Annotated in this window: 18 protein-coding genes; 9 read left to right on the top strand and 9 right to left on the bottom strand. The window is 62.2% G+C overall.

Annotated features, from left to right (window positions below):
• Positions 1-86 precede the first annotated feature (86 nt).
• Genes QOS90_RS24620 through QOS90_RS24610 form a run of 3 tightly spaced genes read left to right on the top strand, consistent with a single transcriptional unit; the run spans position 87 to position 3,326 of the window.
• Complete coding sequence (locus QOS90_RS24620; protein WP_027596612.1) at positions 87-1,337, top strand: lipoprotein-releasing ABC transporter permease subunit; 1,251 nt, start codon at positions 87-89, stop codon at positions 1,335-1,337.
• A gap of 7 nt (positions 1,338-1,344) precedes the next feature.
• Positions 1,345-2,028: a lipoprotein-releasing ABC transporter ATP-binding protein LolD gene (gene lolD, locus QOS90_RS24615; protein ID WP_172960376.1), complete on the top strand. Its 684-nt coding sequence runs from the start codon at positions 1,345-1,347 to the stop codon at positions 2,026-2,028.
• A 56-nt stretch (positions 2,029-2,084) separates the two neighbouring features.
• The gene (locus QOS90_RS24610; RefSeq protein WP_027596610.1) at positions 2,085-3,326 is read left to right on the top strand and encodes a lipoprotein-releasing ABC transporter permease subunit; all 1,242 of its coding nucleotides are present in this window, start codon (positions 2,085-2,087) and stop codon (positions 3,324-3,326) included.
• Positions 3,327-3,463: 137 nt separating this feature from the next.
• Here the strand turns inward: QOS90_RS24610 and QOS90_RS24605 are convergent, their stop codons facing one another.
• Together QOS90_RS24605 and cinR are read right to left on the bottom strand one after the other, a co-directional pair.
• Positions 3,464-4,816: a heavy metal sensor histidine kinase gene (locus QOS90_RS24605; protein WP_085274214.1), complete on the bottom strand. Its 1,353-nt coding sequence runs from the start codon at positions 4,814-4,816 to the stop codon at positions 3,464-3,466.
• Positions 4,813-5,493 carry a two-component system response regulator CinR gene (gene cinR, locus QOS90_RS24600; protein WP_085274215.1) on the bottom strand — a complete coding sequence of 227 codons (681 nt, stop codon included), beginning with the start codon at positions 5,491-5,493 and terminating at the stop codon, positions 4,813-4,815. Before cinR ends, QOS90_RS24605 begins: the two co-directional genes overlap by 4 nt.
• A gap of 161 nt (positions 5,494-5,654) precedes the next feature.
• On the opposite strand from cinR, the gene QOS90_RS24595 reads away from it, so the two are divergent.
• Complete coding sequence (locus QOS90_RS24595) at positions 5,655-6,161, top strand: cupredoxin domain-containing protein (RefSeq protein WP_085274216.1); 507 nt, start codon at positions 5,655-5,657, stop codon at positions 6,159-6,161.
• 67 nt (positions 6,162-6,228) lie between these two features.
• Positions 6,229-7,059, top strand: a complete 831-nt coding sequence (gene queF, locus QOS90_RS24590) for an NADPH-dependent 7-cyano-7-deazaguanine reductase QueF (RefSeq protein ID WP_085274217.1) — start codon at positions 6,229-6,231, stop codon at positions 7,057-7,059.
• Positions 7,060-7,181: 122 nt separating this feature from the next.
• Here the strand turns inward: queF and QOS90_RS24585 are convergent, their stop codons facing one another.
• Together QOS90_RS24585 and pcrP are read right to left on the bottom strand one after the other, a co-directional pair.
• Positions 7,182-7,445 (bottom strand): DUF4404 family protein, encoded by a 264-nt coding sequence (locus QOS90_RS24585; RefSeq protein ID WP_085274218.1) that lies wholly within the window; start codon positions 7,443-7,445, stop codon positions 7,182-7,184.
• 122 nt (positions 7,446-7,567) lie between these two features.
• Positions 7,568-8,131, bottom strand: coding sequence for an HAD superfamily inactivated hydrolase PcrP (gene pcrP / locus QOS90_RS24580; protein WP_085274219.1), 564 nt, complete (start codon positions 8,129-8,131; stop codon positions 7,568-7,570).
• A 191-nt stretch (positions 8,132-8,322) separates the two neighbouring features.
• On the opposite strand from pcrP, the gene QOS90_RS24575 reads away from it, so the two are divergent.
• Positions 8,323-9,030 (top strand): MlaA family lipoprotein, encoded by a 708-nt coding sequence (locus QOS90_RS24575; RefSeq protein WP_085274220.1) that lies wholly within the window; start codon positions 8,323-8,325, stop codon positions 9,028-9,030.
• A gap of 43 nt (positions 9,031-9,073) precedes the next feature.
• Here QOS90_RS24575 and QOS90_RS24570 read toward each other — a convergent pair whose 3' ends face one another.
• Positions 9,074-9,373: a PilZ domain-containing protein gene (locus tag QOS90_RS24570; protein WP_085274221.1), complete on the bottom strand. Its 300-nt coding sequence runs from the start codon at positions 9,371-9,373 to the stop codon at positions 9,074-9,076.
• Between the two features lie 270 nt (positions 9,374-9,643).
• Here QOS90_RS24570 and rssB point away from each other — a divergent pair, with 270 nt between their 5' ends.
• The gene (gene rssB, locus QOS90_RS24565; protein ID WP_027596602.1) at positions 9,644-10,828 is read left to right on the top strand and encodes a two-component system response regulator RssB; all 1,185 of its coding nucleotides are present in this window, start codon (positions 9,644-9,646) and stop codon (positions 10,826-10,828) included.
• Positions 10,825-11,307 (top strand): anti-sigma factor antagonist RssC, encoded by a 483-nt coding sequence (gene rssC / locus QOS90_RS24560; RefSeq protein ID WP_027596601.1) that lies wholly within the window; start codon positions 10,825-10,827, stop codon positions 11,305-11,307. Before rssB ends, rssC begins: the two co-directional genes overlap by 4 nt.
• A gap of 131 nt (positions 11,308-11,438) precedes the next feature.
• Here the strand turns inward: rssC and QOS90_RS24555 are convergent, their stop codons facing one another.
• The 4 genes from QOS90_RS24555 to dusA all read right to left on the bottom strand — a co-directional run bounded on the left by QOS90_RS24555 (position 11,439) and on the right by dusA (position 15,935).
• Positions 11,439-13,304: an alkaline phosphatase D family protein gene (locus tag QOS90_RS24555; protein ID WP_085274222.1), complete on the bottom strand. Its 1,866-nt coding sequence runs from the start codon at positions 13,302-13,304 to the stop codon at positions 11,439-11,441.
• Positions 13,305-13,483: 179 nt separating this feature from the next.
• Positions 13,484-14,410 carry a transaldolase gene (tal, locus tag QOS90_RS24550; protein WP_085274223.1) on the bottom strand — a complete coding sequence of 309 codons (927 nt, stop codon included), beginning with the start codon at positions 14,408-14,410 and terminating at the stop codon, positions 13,484-13,486.
• A 228-nt stretch (positions 14,411-14,638) separates the two neighbouring features.
• Positions 14,639-14,899, bottom strand: coding sequence for a hypothetical protein (locus QOS90_RS24545; protein WP_085274224.1), 261 nt, complete (start codon positions 14,897-14,899; stop codon positions 14,639-14,641).
• 25 nt (positions 14,900-14,924) lie between these two features.
• Positions 14,925-15,935 (bottom strand): tRNA dihydrouridine(20/20a) synthase DusA, encoded by a 1,011-nt coding sequence (dusA, locus tag QOS90_RS24540; RefSeq protein WP_085274225.1) that lies wholly within the window; start codon positions 15,933-15,935, stop codon positions 14,925-14,927.
• Positions 15,936-16,036: 101 nt separating this feature from the next.
• On the opposite strand from dusA, the gene QOS90_RS24535 reads away from it, so the two are divergent.
• Positions 16,037-17,158, top strand: coding sequence for a site-specific integrase (locus tag QOS90_RS24535; protein WP_056806870.1), 1,122 nt, complete (start codon positions 16,037-16,039; stop codon positions 17,156-17,158).
• Positions 17,159-17,618 lie beyond the last annotated feature (460 nt).

Genomic DNA, 17,618 nt, shown 5'->3' with positions numbered 1-17,618 from the left:
CCATGGTAGCGGCGGTGGTCCGAGTGTAAAGCCGCCGTAAGCGCCCCGCCACAAGGACGTTCCCTTTCATCCGAACAAGCCCCGACATGTTCAGACCTCTTTTCGCATTCATCGGCACGCGTTATACCCGTGCCAAACGTCGCAATCACTTCGTCTCGTTCATTTCCCTGACCTCGATGATCGGCCTCGCCCTGGGCGTGGTGGTCATGATCGTGGTGCTCTCGGTCATGAACGGTTTCGACCACGAGATGCGTACCCGCGTGCTCGGCATGATTCCCCATGCCACGCTCGAGAGCGGCCAGCCGCTTGACGACTGGCCTGCGCTTGCCCAACAAGTAAAGCAGAATCCGCAGGTGGTGGCGGTAGCGCCCTTCACCCAGATGCAGGGCCTGCTGACCCATGAAGGCAAGGTGCAGAAGGTGCTGCTCAATGGCATCGACCCGGCCCGCGAGCGCGAGGTGTCGATCATCGACAACTTCGTCCAGCAAGGCCGTCTCGACCAGTTGGCACCGGGCGAGTGGGGCATCATGATCGGCGACAAGGCCGCCGCCAAGCTGGGTGTGGCCATCGGCGACAAGCTGACCTTCGTCGCCCCCGAGGTCAGCGTGACCCCGGCCGGCATGTTCCCGCGCATGAAGCGCTTTACCGTGGTCGGTACCTTCCACGTGGGCGCCGGCGAAATCGACGGTTACCTGGGCCTGACCAACATCAGCGACCTGTCCCGCCTGCACCGCTGGAAACCGAACCAGGTGCAAGGCCTGCGGCTGAAGTTCGACGACCTGTTCCAGGCGCCGCGCGTGGCCTGGTCTATCGCCCAACAGCTGGGCGAGCAGGAGTTCTACAGCCGTGACTGGACCCGCACCCATGGCAACCTTTACCAGGCGATCCGCATGGAAAAGGCCATGATCGGCCTGCTGTTGCTGCTGATCGTGGCGGTGGCGGCGTTCAACATCATTTCCACCCTGGTGATGGTGGTCAATGACAAGCGCGGCGACATCGCGATCCTGCGCACCCTCGGCGCCACGCCTGGGCAGATCATGGCCATCTTCATGGTGCAGGGTACGGTGATCGGGGTGATCGGTACCTTGATCGGCGCCGGGGTCGGCATTCTTGCCGCGCTCAACGTGAGTGCGGCGATTGCCGGCATTGAGAAGCTGATCGGGCACAAGTTCCTCAACGCCGACGTGTATTTCATTGATTACCTGCCGTCGCAGATCATGGCCAATGACGTGTACATGGTCTGTGCCGCGGCACTGGTCCTGAGTTTCTTCGCCACCCTGTACCCGGCCTGGCGTGCGGCCCGCACCCAGCCTGCAGAGGCGCTACGTTATGAGTGAGTCGCGCATGAGTGATAAAGCCGTTCTGAGTTGCCGCAACCTGGGCAAGTCCTACGACGAGGGCCCGGAGTCGGTGCAGGTGCTGTCTGGCTTGCAGCTGGAGCTGCACCCGGGTGAACGCGTGGCCATCGTCGGCAGCTCGGGCTCTGGCAAGAGCACCTTGCTCAACTTGCTTGGTGGCCTCGACACGCCTACCCAGGGCAGTGTCTGGCTGGCGGGCGAGGAGCTGTCGGCCCTGGGTGAGCGCGCGCGTGGCCTGTTGCGCAACCGGGCACTGGGCTTCGTTTACCAGTTTCACCACCTGCTGCCCGAGTTCACCGCCATGGAGAACGTGTGCATGCCGCTGTTGATCGGCCGCACCGCCATCCCCGAGGCGCGTGAGCGCGCCGAGGCCCTGCTCAAGCGCGTCGGCCTTGGCCACCGCCTGCACCACAAGCCTGCTGAGTTGTCCGGCGGTGAGCGCCAGCGTGTGGCGATCGCCCGCGCCCTGGTCAACCGCCCGGGCCTGGTGATGCTCGACGAGCCGACCGGCAACCTCGACCACCATACCGCCCAGGGTATTCAGGAACTGATGCAGGAGCTGTCTAGCGCTTCGCGTACCGCGTTCCTGGTGGTGACCCACGACCTCAACCTGGCGCGCCAGATGGACCGTGTGTTGAAACTCGACGACGGTCACCTGGTGGCGATCTGAGCCGCTTGCACGGGGTGGCCTGAGCCGCCCCGCAACTCTTTCATTGGGTGTTTTACATGTTCAGACCCTTGCCCTTGTTCATTGGTGCTCGCTACACCCGTGCCAAGCGCCGCAACCATTTCATCTCGTTCATCTCGATGACCTCGATGATCGGCCTGTCGCTGGGCGTGCTGGCGATGATCGTGGTGCTGTCGGTAATGAACGGCTTCCAGCGCGAGATGAGCTCGCGCATCCTCGGCCTGGTGCCCCATGCCAGCATCCTTGGTGTGCAGCCGCTGGATGACTGGCGCACCGTCGCCGATGCCGCGCTGAAGGACCCGGCGGTGATGGCCGCGGCGCCAATCACCGAAATGGAAGGCATGCTCTCTTACAAGGGCGCGATGCAGCCGATCCAGGTCAGCGGCATCGACCCGGCAGAGGAAGGCAAGGTTTCCATTGTCGGCCAGCATATTGTCCAGGGCCGCCTGCAGGACCTTAAGCCAGGTGAGTTTGGCGTGGTGCTCGGTGAACTGAGCGCGCGGCGTTTTCGTTTGAACACGGGCGACAAGCTGACCCTGATCGTGCCGGAAATCAGCAAGGCGCCGGGTGGCATCACCCCGCGCATGCAGCGCCTGACCGTGGTCGGTATCTTCAAAGTCGGTGCAGAGCTGGATGGCTCCCAGGCGTACATTCACGTCGCCGATGCGGGCGAAATGCAGCGTTGGGCGCCGGGCCAGGTACAAGGCGTGCGGCTCAAGCTGCATGACCTGTATGCGGCGCCGCAGGTGTCCAAGGCCATCGCGGCCGGCCTGGGCGATGCCTACCGTGCCGATGACTGGTCGCACACCCAGGGCAGCCTGTTCAGCGCCATGAAGATGGAAAAGACCATGATCGGCCTGCTGCTGATGATGATCATCGCAGTGGCGGCGTTCAACATCATTGCCACGCTGGTGATGGTGGTGAACGACAAAGGGCCGGATATCGCCATCCTGCGCACCCTGGGTGCCACGCCTGCGCAGATCATGGGTACGTTCATGGTCCAGGGCAGCTTGATCGGTATTGTCGGGACCTTGATCGGCGGTGTGCTGGGGGTGATTGCCGCGTTCAATGTCAGCCAGATCGTTGGCTGGCTGGAGCGGGTCAGCGGCCAGCATATCTTCACCTCGGACGTGTACTTCATCAGCAGCCTGCCGTCGGAACTGCAGTGGGGCGATGTGGTGATCATCTGTGCGGCGGGGTTGGTGATGAGCTTCTTGGCGACCATTTACCCGGCGTATCGGGCATCGCAGGTGCAGCCGGCGATTGGCCTGGCGGTTTGAAGCGCTGATCCGCGTTCAGTGTAGGAGCAGCCTTGTGCTGCGAAGAGGCCGGTGCAGGCTGCAGCAATCTGCTTTGCCTGCACCGGCCTCTTCGCAGCACAAGGCTGCTCCTACACGCCGATGCAGGAGCTGCGGTTCTATTGATTGCCAGGTAACTCGATCACAAACCGCGTCCAGCCACCCTCGCACTCTGCCCGAATACGCCCACCATGTGCCTGCACGATCGACCGGGTGATCGCCAGCCCTAACCCGGCGTGCTCCGTGCTGCCTTCGCGCCGCGCCGGGTCCACCCGGTAGAACCGGTCAAACAAGCGGGGCAATGCAGCCGGTGCGATTGCCGCCCCGGTATTGGCCACGCAAACCCGTAACCCAGGCTCCAGCGTCACGCGTACCTGCCCACCGGGTGGGGTGAAGCGCAAGGCATTGTCGAGCAGGTTCGACAATGCGCGGCGCAGCATGGGGCGGTCGCCCTGCAACAGCAGCTGGCCTTCGCGCAGCAGCGTCACGTCGCGGTCCTCGGCCAGCGGCGCGTAGTATTCCAGCAATGCATCGACATCTTCATGCAGTGCCAGCGTGGCTTGGCCAGGCACCAGCAGGCCATGGTCGGCCTTGGCCAGGTACAGCATGTCGTTGATCATCTGCGCCATCCACTGCAGCTCCTCCAGGTTGCCATGCAAGGCCTCGCGGTATTCCTCAAGGCTGCGCGGGCGGGTGAGGGTGACCTGGGTGTGGGTCAGCAGGTTGGACAGTGGTGTGCGCAGTTCGTGGGCGATGTCGGCCGAGAATGCCGACAGGCGCTGGAAGGCATCGTCCAGGCGCTGCAGCATGGCGTTCACGGTGGTGGCCAGTTCGGCCAGCTCTTCCGGCATCTGCGCCACTGGCAGCCGGGTGGTCAGCGAGCGGGCCGACACGCTGGCCGCAACCTGGCCCATCTGTCGCAGCGGCCTCAGCCCCCGGCGTACGGCCCAGGCACCGAGCAGGGCGGTGGCCAGGGCCGAGAGGCCGACCGTTAGCCAGATCAGGCGCTGCATGCCCTGCAGGAAGTGCTGATGGTGGGTGATGTCGAGGTACAGGGTCAGCTGCGCAGACTGCGGGTCGGCCGGGTTCAGGGGCATGGCCAGGCTGCGGTAGTCGGCGCCGTCGGTGTGCAGAGTGGCAAGCCCAGAGGGCGGCGTGGTGTCGGGCAATTGCGTGCGGCTGTCGAACCACGGCGTACCGTCATGGCCGCTGATGCGCAGGGCCAAGTCGGCCTGGTGGCTGAGCTCATCGCGCAGGGCGGGGAGGCGGGCGCCCAGTTCGGCGGGCCCGACGACGCCGGCCAGCTGCGTGCGAAACAGCGACAGGCGAGATTCCAGCAACTGTTGGTCGAGTTCGATGAAGTGCTGCTCGCTGGCACGGCTGAACAGCACGCCAGCCCCCAGCGAAACGGCAGCGGTGCAGGCCGCGAACAGCAGCGCCAGGCGGCTGCCGAGGGAAAGTCGGCGCATCAATCCTGACGCTCCTCCAGCACATAGCCCATGCCCCGCACGGTGTGGATCAGCTTGCTGGCGTGTGGGTCGTCGATTTTCAGGCGCAGGCGGCGGATGGCCACTTCGATGACGTTGGTGTCACTGTCGAAATTCATGTCCCAGACCTGCGAGGCAATCAGCGATTTGGGCAGTACCTCGCCCTGGCGCCGCAGCAGTAATTCGAGCAGGGCGAACTCTTTGGCGGTCAGGTCGATGCGCTGGCCGGCGCGCTCGGCGCGGCGGCGGATCAGGTCCAGGCGCAGGTCGGCCAGGCTCAAGGTGGTGTCCTGGCTCGGGCTGGCGCCACGGCGCAGCAGGCTGCGTACACGGGCCAGCAGTTCGGAAAAGGCAAACGGCTTGACCAGGTAATCGTCGGCGCCCAGCTCCAGGCCGTGCACACGGTCTTCTACCGCATCGCGGGCGGTCAGGAACAGCACGGGGGTGTCCAGGCCGGCCTGGCGCACTGCGTGCAAAATCTGCCAGCCGTTGCGGCCTGGCAGCATCACGTCGAGGATCAGCAAGTCATGGTCGCCGGTCAGTGCCAGGTGTTGGCCTGTTTCGCCATCGGCTGCCAGTTCGGTGGCGAAGCCCGCCTCGCTCAGGCCCTGGCTCAGGTACTGGCCGGTGCGGGCCTGGTCTTCAACGATCAACAGTTTCATGCAGTGTCCACAGTTCTGGAGGGGGCGCGGCGGTTACCGGAAATGATACGTGACGATGTCGGCGCTCGCCCAAACTGACAAAGTTGTAATCTTCCCGTCAGGTAGCCGCCAGCCCCGCCTGATTAAGGTGCTCTCATCACGTTGTGTATTTTGGAGTCATCATGAAACGCCTGTTCATCGCCGCCGCCCTTGCCATGGCAAGCCTGCCCACGTTTGCGGGCAGTGCCGACAGTTTCGCCTTTGGCGAGCCTGCCCCGGCTGGCAAGGCCACCCGTACGGTCGAGGTGGTGCTCAAGGACATTGCCTTCGAACCGAAAAGCCTGGAGGTCAAGGCGGGCGAGACAGTGCGCTTCGTGCTGATCAATGAGGGCAAGCTGCCCCACGAATTCAACCTGGGCGACAAGGCCATGCATGCCGAGCACCAGAAAGAAATGATTGCGATGCAAGGCAAGCTGTTCACCGCAGGCATGAACCATGAAGGCATGGACCACGGCCAGATGAACCACGGCGAAGGCCACGGCCACGGCGGGGGCAACACCGTGCTGGTACCGCCTGGCCAGCGTGCCGAACTGACTTGGACGTTCCGCAAGTCGGCACCCATCGAGTTTGCCTGCAACGTACCTGGGCATTACCAGGCGGGGATGGTCGGGCCATTGACCATCGAGTGACATCAGGCCCAAGGCGGGGCGCAAAAACGGTAGACTAGGGGCATTTCGAACCTTCAGGTCAGTTTCCATGCATCCCGCCGCCGAACACTCCCCGCTGGGCAAGTCCAGCGAATACATCGCTACCTACTCCCCTGAGCTGCTGTTCCCGATCCCGCGTACCGCCAAGTGGGCCGAGTTGGGCGTTACTGCCCAGACCCTGCCGTGGCGGGGCGTGGATTATTGGAACTGCTTCGAGCTGTCGTGGCTGCTGCCGTCGGGCAAGCCGGTGGTGGCGATCGGCGAATTCGCCATTCCTGCAGACTCGCCGAATATCATCGAGTCCAAGTCGTTCAAGTTGTACCTGAACTCGCTGAACCAAACGGTTTTTGCCTCGATTGGCGAGCTGCAGGCCTGCCTGGAGAAGGACTTGTCTGCGGCGGCTGGCAAGCCGGTCGGCGTCAAGGTTCGCACGTTGGCCGAGGTGGAGGCTCAGGGCGTTGTGGCATTGCCGGGGCAGTGCATCGACGCGTTGGATGTGGCCATCAGCAACTATGAGCAGCCGCAGCCGGAGTTGCTGCGTTGCGATGCGCAGCGTGTGGTTGAAGAGACCCTGCACAGCCATTTGCTCAAGTCCAACTGCCCCGTCACCGGCCAGCCGGATTGGGGCAGCGTGGTGGTCGAGTACAAGGGCAGGGCGCTGGACCCTGCCAGCCTGCTGACTTACCTGATCAGCTTCCGGCAGCATGCCGACTTCCATGAGCAGTGCGTGGAGCGGATTTACCTGGACTTGAAGAACCTGCTGCAACCGGAGCATTTGACGGTGTATGCACGGTATGTGCGCCGGGGTGGGCTGGATATCAACCCGTACCGCAGCATGGGGGCGATCAGTCCGGTGAATGGGCGGTTGGTTCGGCAGTAGCATCACCGCCGTTGGGGGCGCTTCGCACCCCTTTCGCGACACAAGGCCGCTCCTACAGGGATAGCGCGATCCTGTAGGAGCGGCCTTGTGTCGCGAAAGGGGTGCGAAGCGCCCCCAGCTATTCAGATACCCATGCTGTGCAATGAGTTGAAAATATTGCGCAGGGTAGCGGCTAAATCTGGGTGGTCGAGCTCAAAACGATCGATCGCCAGATGGACCCCGTCCACCAGGTTGTTGTCAGGCGTGGCTTCCTCAAGCTTCAGTTGCGCTTCGATCTGGCGCGCTTCTTCGTGCATTTCAGCCAGCTCCTCTTCCGAAAGCGGCACGTTACGGTCCAGTTGCTCGCGCAAGCTGTTCAGTCGCTCTTGCAATTCGCGGGCAGGCATTGGCTTTTCTCCATCAATGGCTTGGCAAGCCATGGACCTCAGCGAAGCGGCAAAGGTTCTGGCCTGCTTTCAATGTAATCCACTCGCAGCCGCTTTGCATGATCCGCGTCAAAGGTGCTGTATCAGGGTTTTTCGCCTTTGCGCCGACGCTGGGCGATGTCCTGCAGGCAGGTGTCCAGGGCCTCGAGGTGATCGATCACCGAGTGCACGCCAAGGCTGAACAGCGCGAGGGTGGCCTTGCCACGGGCCAGGTCTTGTTCCTGTTGGCTCATGGCTTGCCAATGCCGGGAGCTGAGGTCGCAGTGCGGGCTGCAGGCCGCCAGGCCCACGGTCCACAAGCCGGCGTTCAGGCCCGATTGCAGCAGCGCAGGGTCACCGCTGACCAGTACGCAGCCATCCAGGCGCGCGCTGTCCAGGGCCATCAGCGCCTGCCAACAGGCGTTTGGCGCGGGCCAGCGCACGCCATTGACCGCGTGCCCCGGCAGCCAGTCGGGCAGCACGTTGGCCAGGCGTTTGCCTTGTGTGGCAGTCAGGTCGTCCAGCCAGATGCAGGGCACCTGGCGCTGGCGCAGGCTGGTGAGCGTTGCCAGGGCGCCGGGCGCGGGCAGGGGGTTGCCGTTCGCACCCTGGACCAGGCAGCCACGCAGGCCAAACAGCACAGCAGTGAAGGTGGACGCATCGTGCATGGCAACTTCCCTGAAATAGTCCGCAGGCTAGGCCGCTATTGTTACCAGCCGATGACGAGGCAACATACGTTCACAAAATCTTGAGCAAAAATGTGTAATGCTGGTGATCAGCCCGCAAGCCCTTATACTTGCGCCTTATCAGCAGCACGCCCGGTGCGGCTGCGGCCAAGAAATTCGATGGAGAGACATCTATGCGTAGGATCGGTGCCGGTGTGATCGAACGAGTCACCCAGGCCTGTGTCTGCGCCAGCTTGTTGCTGGCGCCCGTGGCGGCCACCCAAGCGGCCACCGAGGAAGACCCTTGGGAGGCGGTCAACCGCCCGATCTTCAGGTTCAACGATACGGTCGACACCTATGCCCTCAAGCCATTGGCCAAGGGCTACCAGGCAGTGACGCCGCAGTTCCTCGAAGATGGCATCCATAACATCTTCCGCAACCTGGGCGATGTCACCAACCTGGCCAACAATATTCTGCAGCTCAAGCCGCATGCGGCGGGCGTGGACACGGCGCGGCTGATCGTCAACACCACCTTCGGGCTTGGTGGCTTCTTCGACGTCGGCACCAAGATGGGCCTGCAGCGCAACGACGAAGATTTCGGCCAGACCTTGGGTTACTGGGGCGTGGGCAGCGGCCCTTACGTGGTTATCCCGTTGCTGGGCCCAAGCACCGTGCGTGACGGCCTGGCCAAGTACCCGGATAGCTACACCGAGCCCTACCGCTACATCAACCACGTACCGACGCGTAACACGAGCCTCGCGGTTGACGTCGTCGATACCCGTGCCAGCTTGTTGTCGGCTGAGAAGCTGATGCAGGGTGACAAGTACATCTTCATTCGCAACGCCTACCTGCAGAACCGCGAGTTCAAGGTAAAGGACGGCGAAGTCGAAGATGATTTCTGATTGTTTCTGATTTAAGCCACGGGGCTGCCAAGCAGCCCCAGCGTCAGTGCATCGCCAGGATGCGCAGGCCGATTTTCTGCTGCCCGTCGGGCTGGTCGGCGATCCACACCACCTCGGTGCTGGCATGCAGGCCTTTCAGCGCCTTGTGATCGGAATCGATCCTCACCTCAAGCGTATCCCCTACCTGAAAACGCTGCGGCGCCTGCACTTGCATGCCCCCGCTGGACAGGTCCAGGCACACCGCTGCAATCACCTGGCCTTGGTGCAACAGGCTGATGTCGGTGTCGATGCGCATGCGGATGAAATCGCGTTTTTCGCTGTGGTTAGAGGGTGTCTGGGGCATGCTGCATCCTTCCCTTTAGGTTGCGCGGGTCGGCTTTCTTATAACTCTCGGTGATTTGCCCTGTAAAGAGCAGCGAGGTCGACCCTTGCACGCTTGAAACGCCTGGCGGATGGGAGTACCGTCTGCGCCTTACAGGGTACCTCTGACAGTTGCCGGGCGGGTCTTCTTGTCCTACAACTCAAGTAGAGTGTTACCACAGAGTATTCCCGTAGCTGGCCGTCAGCCTTGCCGACACCGCTGCACCAACCTAAATCGGCGCCGTTCGCCCACATGCAGAAAACCAGTGCAACGCTGCTGATCATCGATGACGACGACGTGGTCCGTGCGAGCCTCGCCGCCTATCTTGAAGACAGTGGTTTCAGCGTCCTCCAGGCCGGTAATGGCCAGCAGGGGCTTCAGGTCTTCGAAGAACACCAGCCCGACCTTGTGATCTGCGATCTGCGCATGCCGCAGATGGGCGGGCTCGAACTGATCCGCCAGATCAGCGAGCGCGCGCCGCAGCTGCCGGTGATCGTGGTGTCGGGTGCCGGCGTGATGAGCGATGCGGTCGAGGCCTTGCGCCTGGGCGCCGCCGACTACCTGATCAAGCCGCTGGAAGACCTTGCCGTGCTCGAGCACTCGGTGCGCCGAGCCCTTGACCGTTCGCGACTGGTGCTGGAAAACCAGCGCTACCGCGACAAGCTCGAAGCCGCCAACCGCGAGCTGGAGGCCAGCCTGCACCTGTTGCAGGAAGACCAGACCGCCGGCCGGCAGGTGCAGATGAACATGCTCCCGGAAAGCCCCTGGGTGGCCGGCGAGTTTGCCTTCGAGCACCAGATCATCCCGTCGCTGTACCTGTCGGGTGATTTTGCCGACTACTTCCGCGTGGATGATCGGCGCATTGCCTTCTACCTCGCCGATGTCTCCGGGCACGGCGCCTCGTCGGCGTTCGTCACGGTGTTGCTGAAGTTCATGACCACGCGCCTGTTGTTCGAATTCAAGCGCGGGAGCAAGATGCGTGAGTTCAAGCCCTCGCAAGTGCTCAGCCACATCAACCGCGGGCTGATCAACTGCAAGTTGGGCAAGCATGTGACCATGGTGGGCGGCGTGATCGATGAAGACACCGGGCTGTTGACCTATGCCGTGGGCGGCCACCTGCCGCTGCCGGTGCTGTACACCCCGGGCAATACCCGCTACCTGGAAGGCCGCGGCCTGCCGGTGGGGTTGTTCGACGAGGCCAGTTACCAGGACCTGGTGGTGGAGCTGCCGCCAGTGTTCAGCCTCAGCTTGATGTCCGATGGCATTCTGGACCTTTTGCCAGGTGACACGCTCAAAGATAAAGAAGCCGCCTTGCCAGAAATCGTCAAGGCAGCGGGTGGCAGCCTGGATGGGCTGCGGCAACGATTTGGATTGGCTACGCTTGGGGAGATGCCGGATGATATCGCCCTATTGGTGTTGAGCAGGAACCTTCAATGAGTACCGGTAGAATTCAGTTCGCCGAGCAAAGCGGTACCTTTGTACTGAAGTTCGTCGGTGAAGTGCGCCTGACCCTGTGTTCGGCGCTGGATGCGACGATCGAGAAGATTTTCACCGCGCTGAACTTCTCGGCCATCGTCATCGATTTGACTGAAACCGAGAGCATCGACAGCACCACCTTGGGCCTGCTGGCCAAGTTGTCGATCCTGTCGCGCCAGAAAGTGGGGCTGCTGCCGACGGTGGTCACCACCAACCCGGACATTTCCCGGTTGTTGCAGTCCATGGGCTTCGATCAGGTGTTCAACATCGTCGATCGCCCAATACCGTGCCCAGAGTGCCTGACCGACTTGCCGTCGCAGGACCAGAACGAAGAAGTGGTGCGCTCCAAGGTGCTGGAGGCCCACAAGATCCTCATGGGGCTCAATGACTCCAACCGCGAAGCGTTTCATGACCTGGTGAATGCGCTGGAGCGGTCTTGAGTACGCTTTAAACCTGTACCGGCCTCTTCGCGGGTAAACCCGCTCCCACAGGGTTAGCGTTGCATCAGGAACTTCGGTAACCCTGTGGGAGCGGGTTTACCCGCGAAGAGGCCGGCACAGGCAACCTTCATTCATTCCGGCCCAACAAACTCCGTCACATCCCGCCCACCGGCATCCAACTGAAACACCCGTGCCGGCCGCCCCTGCTCATCAAAAAACACCTGCCCCAACCCCGCACCATTCCACAACCGCTCACCCGCCTTGCTACCGCTGGGCGTACGCGGCACCACTTCCATCTCCCGCCGCTTGGTAAACCAGTTCAGCGGCGAGCGCGGTGAATACAGCCAGCGGTTAAGCCGGTCGAGCACATCCAGCAAACGCCTGGGGAATTCGTTCTTGATCCCGCTGCTGGTGATCTGCCACAAGTGCGGGCTGCGTTGGCGGTGTCGAATCAGCACTTCATAGACGAACGAATAGTGCACATCCCCTGAGAGCACCACGTAATGCCCGGGCGTGCGCGAGTGGCGGAAGATATTCAGAATCACCTGTGCCGCGCCCCGGTGGGCCATCCAGTTCTCGGCATCCACCAGCAACGGGTAGCCCATCCAGCTGAATACCTTTTGCACGGTTTCTATCAGCTTTACCCCGAAGATCGGTGCCGGCGACACGATAATCGCTGAAGGATGATCGAGCAGCGCCTGCTGCAGCTCGCTCAGCGCCTCCCAGTCGAGCAGGCCCGAAGGCTTGGCCAGGCTGGTTTCGCTGCGCCAACGCCGGGTGCGGGTGTCGAGTACCAGCAAGGGTGGGTTGCTGGGCAGGCTGAACTGCCAGCCTTGGAAGCGCAACAGCTCGCCGATCAGTTCATCCTGTGCCTGGCTGGCCAGTGGCGCACCGGTCAGCGCCTGGCAGCGTTCGACCAGCGGCCCGCAGCCATCCGGGTCGTTGCCCCAGGCCTGGCACAGCAGGTAGCCCAGCAGCGCATTGCCGATGATCCGCCGCGAGAACGGGTGGCCATAGGCGGTTTCTTCCCACTGCGCCGAGAGGTTCCAGTCGTCGGTGATGTCGTGGTCGTCGAAGATCATCAGGCACGGCAGGTGTGCCATCACCCGCGCCACCTGGCCGAGGTTGTCGGCGAAGGCCTCGATCAGTGGCACCTCCTGCCGATAACGCGCCTGGCGTTCATCGGTGAGCCCTGCGGGCATGTCCAGGTTGACCAGCCGCCAGGGTTCGGGTGACCACACCAGCAGGTACATGGCCATGACCTCGGCGAAGGTTACCAAGTGGTTGTCGGCGTTGCTGGACGAGAAGATCGGCTTGCGTTTACCCCCGAAAAAGCGCTCGCGCAGGCTGTCGTTACGTTCCTGCGCGGGCAGCAGGTCGGCGCGGTGATAGTAACTGGCCGGGTGGCGATAGAGCGCCGCGCTGTCGGCGACGACTGCACCGTCCAGCTGTTCGTCGAACAGCCCCAGGCGTTCGATCAGCACGTGGATCGCGCGCAGCATGGGCCCGGCGACATCATCGGCATACACCTGGTCGCCGGTCATCAGCAGCACCGCGGGGCGTTGTTCGGGGTGTTGGCACTGTTGCAGCAAACGGTCGGCGCAGAGCAGGCCGTCGGCGGCGGGGTGGTGCGGCTTGCGGCAAGAACCGTGCAGCAAATGGTCCAGGCGATCACGCAACACGAAGTGTGGGCGCGTTTCGCCGGGGTAGAGCATGTGGGGTGCCCAGTCTGCGATGCCCTGGCCATTGATGCGCAGGTCGTAGCCCAGCGTCTGGTTGCAGGGGAGCGGCTGGGCAACGTGGATATCCAGCAAATGAATGAACGCGTGCTGGCCTATCGGGATCACCTGGCAAGTGACCTTGGCCGAGTGCTCTACGCCATCAAGGGCAAATTCAGGTTGCAAGGGTTGCGTTGCGACCAGCCAAATGGCCAGGCGCTGTGGCTCCAGGCGGCGCAGTACCGGGCCGGCGAGAACAAGGGGTAGGGAAGAGGTCATCAACAGCTCTGGTGGCTAGACAGCCCATTCACGCAGCACGGTACCGGTGGGAGCGGGCTTGCCCGCGAATAGGCCATCGAATTCAAAATACCTCGGAAGCCTGGCGCAGCTTAGCGCCAAACCAAAAACGGGCGGAAAATGCTGAACATTTCCCGCCCGTCAGGCAAACCCAAAATGTATCAGGCCTTTTCAGCCATCAACTTCTCCAGCTTCTCCTGATCCCGCGCGAACTGGCGAATACCCTCGGCCAGCTTCTCGGTGCCCATGGCATCTTCGTTCATCGCCCAGCGGAACTGGCTCTCGCTCAATACCTGCTTGGCCTCGCCCGTGTTGCCCGGCTTGAGCACGCGCGGCAGGTCGCCCTGGTCATCGCTCAACTGCTGCAGCAGTTCGGGGCTGATGGTCAGGCGGTCGCAGCCCGCCAGTTGCTCGATTTGGCCGATGTTGCGGAAGCTGGCACCCATGACCACGGTGTCGTAGCCATTGGTCTTGTAGTAGTCGTAGATGCGCGTGACCGACTGCACACCCGGGTCCTCGGCGCCGACGTATTCCTTGCCGGTGCTCTTCTTGTACCAGTCGTAGATACGGCCCACGAACGGCGAGATCAGAAACACCCCGGCATCGGCGCAGGCTTGGGCCTGGGCGAAGGAGAACAGCAGGGTCAGGTTGGTCTGGATGCCTTCCTTCTCCAGCTTCTCGGCGGCGCGGATGCCTTCCCAGGTCGAGGCCAGCTTGATCAGCACGCGGTCTTTACTGACCCCGGCGGCGTCGTACAGCGCGATCAACTGGCGGGCCTTGGCCAGCAGGGCCGGCTCATCGAACGACAAGCGCGCATCCACTTCGGTGGAGATACGGCCAGGGATGACTTTGAGGATCCCAGAACCGACCGCGACCGCGAACTTGTCGCAGGCCAGGTCCACATCGCCCTTGGCATCACCTTTTACCTGCTTGAGCAGGTCGGCATAGCCGGGGATGGCGGCGGCTTTGAGCAGCAGCGACGGGTTGGTGGTGGCATCGACCGGTTTCAGGCGGGTGATGGCGTCCAGGTCCCCGGTGTCGGCGACCACGGTGGTGAACTGCTTGAGTTGTTCCAGCTTGGAGGTCATGGGCGTGCTCTGTCCTGTGCAATGACTCGACATTACCCGAGCCCCGGCGGCCGCTCAAGGCCCGTCGAAGCCGCTCGGGCAAACCGCGTGTGGGCGCGGCGTTGCGTCGCGAATGGGGTTGCGCAACAGCCCCAAGGTCTCAGCCCAAAACGGCAGGCAAGCCCCTGAAGTTCTACGCAAGGTGATGATTCGATTCACCCACAGCCCCGAGGTTCCCAAGGGTGCCGACTACCTGCTTTTCAGGGCTTCGCCCAACGTGCCCGATTGCCCTTCCTGGAGCCGTTTGCCGTCGGGCATGATGATTTCCAGCGTGGTCCCCGCAGGGCGAGGCGCCGGCTGTGCCGCACGCGCCTGCGCCTTTCTCGCCTCAACCCTGCGCTCGATCATCGTCGGGTATTGCGAGGCGACCGCCAGAATGATGCCCACCGGGGCAAAGATCGCCACTGCCACGCCCAAGCTGCCCTGCGAACGCGTGCGCCTTTTCTTCATTGCCAATCCATCCCTGGTTCATTCATCAATGACCCTGCATCAACTCCGCTGCCTGATCAAACACCACCAACGGCTCTGGCGCCTTGTGAATATCCGCCGACAACAGCTGCCGGTATCGCCGCGCCCCCTTGAAGCCCTGGGCCAGCCCCAGAATATGCCGGGTGACGTGATGCATGGCCCCACCGCTTTCGATGTGCGCCACGATATAAGGCCGCAACAACGCCAGCGCCTCACTGCGGCTGACCACCGGCGCCTCGCTGCCAAACAACTGCTGGTCCACCTCGGCCAGCAGGTAAGGGTTGTGATACGCCTCACGCCCGAGCATCACCCCATCGAACGTTTCAAGGTGCGCCTGGCATTCCGCCAGCGTCTTGATCCCGCCGTTAAGCACGATCTCAAGGTCCGGGAAGTCCGCTTTCAGCTGCGCCGCCACGTCGTAGCGCAAAGGTGGCACCTCACGGTTCTCCTTGGGCGACAGCCCTTCAAGAATCGCAATCCGCGCATGCACGGTAAAACTCCGGCACCCAGCCTCACGCACCTGGCCGACGAAATCGCACAGCTCGGCATAGCTGTCACGGCCATTGATGCCGATACGGTGCTTCACCGTCACCGGCGTCGACACCGCATCGCGCATTGCCTTGACGCAATCAGCCACCAACGCCGGGTGGGCCATCAGGCACGCACCGATCATGTTGTTCTGCACCCGGTCGCTCGGGCAGCCGACGTTAAGGTTCACCTCGTCGTAGCCCGCCTCCTCGGCCAGGCGCGCGCAGGCCGCCAGGTCGGCCGGCACGCTGCCGCCCAGTTGCAGGGCCAGCGGATGCTCGGACACGTCGTGGCGCAGGAAACGGTGGGCGTCGTTGTGGAGTAGGGCGCCGGTGGTGACCATTTCGGTGTAGAGCAGGGTGTGCGTGGAGAGCAGGCGCAGGAAGAAGCGGCAGTGGCGGTCTGTCCAGTCCATCATGGGTGCAACGCTGAAGCGGCGTGACGGCTCAGGGCGCGTATTTTCTGGGTTGTAGCCTGATTTTGCGGTCATTTCGTTCAACGTGTTTTGTACCAATTTTCGGGGTTTTGGGGCGTTTTTACCAAGCGCTTGGTACAATGTACCAATCGACAGACGACGTGTACCAATCTCAGATGGCAACGATCAGAACGCGTAAAAAGGCCGATGGCAGCACTAGCTACCTCGTCCAGATCCGCATTAATCGCGACAAGGTGACAGTCTACCAAGAGAGCCAAACGTTCGCCCGCAAACAGGCTGCAGTGGCCTGGGCGAAGCGACGGGAAACTGAGTTGTCTGAGCCTGGTGCTATCGAACGCGCCAACCGGGTAGGGCACACGGTCAAACAGATGATCGACCGTTACCTTGTAGAGGCAGAGAAAGCTCGGCCTCTGGGCGAGACCAAGCGACGCACTTTAAACGCCATCAAGAACAGCTACCTGGGTGAGATGGTCGACTCCGACATCAGCCAGCAGGTGCTGGTGGACTATGCCCTATGGCGTATGAGCCCCGCAGGCGGTGGCATCAAACCGCAGACAGCCGGCAATGATCTGGCTCACCTGGGTTCAGTGTTGTCGCTTGCCAGAGCGGCGTGGGAGTACGAGATCAACCCCCAAGCTATGCCCGACGCACGCCTTGTCCTGAAACGCCTCGGCTACAACATGAAGAGCCGGGAGCGGGATCGCCGGCCAACGCTTGAAGAACTCGACAAGGTGCTTGAGCATTTCTTCGAGATGCTTGCACGGCGTCCGACAGTCATTCACATGCCGAAGGTGGTTGCGTTTGCCATCTTTTCCACGCGCCGTATGGACGAGATCGCTCGCATCATGTGGGAGGATCTGGATGAGCACCGCCAGGCGGTGAAAGTGCGGGACATGAAGAACCCCGGACAGAAGATCGGTAACGATGTGTGGTGCCATCTGCCGGATGAGGCGTGGGCGATTGTGCAAAGCATGCCGCGTCAGTGCGCTGAGATCTTCCCTTACAACACCGACTCAATCGGCACGGCCTGGTCCAGAGCGTGCAAGATGGTTGGCGTGGAGGACCTGCATTTTCACGATCTGCGCCATGAAGGTGTGAGCCGGTTGTTCGAAATGGATTGGGATATCCCGAGGGTGTCGAGTGTTTCCGGTCATCGTGACTGGAACTCGCTGCGGCGTTACACCCATCTGAGGGGGCGTGGTGATCGATATATGGAGTGGAGTTGGTTAGAGCGGATTATCCAGGCCCCAGTCGCCCTAGGCGCCCGGGTTGAGTAGTTTGTTGGGGTACACGGAACGGCGGTGATTAGCCCTGCGCGTAGCAGCGCTTTGAGTCGATCCGGCTGGCAGGAGTGGCCGCTTTCGACCCATGGCTGCCGTTGGACTCACCAACATTTATTGTGGGAGCGGGTTTACCCGCGAAGCAGGCAACGCGGAGGATGGCACGGGCTTCGCCCGTGTTCGCGGGTAAACCCGCTTGTATGGTTAGACTTGAAGGGGTGGTGGGACTAAATGCCCGATTCTGACTGTTCGCAGCAGTACAGACCGTGGGAGACATCGCCCCACCCCTTCCACCAAAGCGCCGATAAAGAATGCATCGTTTGCAAGCGACGATAGAAGCAAGCCAGCGCCTCTTGGTGAAACCCCTTCAAGCCTAAAAACCTTAACGTGGAGTACGGCCCATGGCAATGCAGGCAGGTAGATTGATCGTGGGTGCGGACGTTGCAAAAGCTGAGCT

This window comes from Pseudomonas sp. LAIL14HWK12:I10 (genome assembly GCF_900184205.1).
Lineage (GTDB): Bacteria > Pseudomonadota > Gammaproteobacteria > Pseudomonadales > Pseudomonadaceae > Aquipseudomonas > Aquipseudomonas kermanshahensis.
This window is presented reverse-complemented; position numbering and strand designations above follow the sequence as displayed.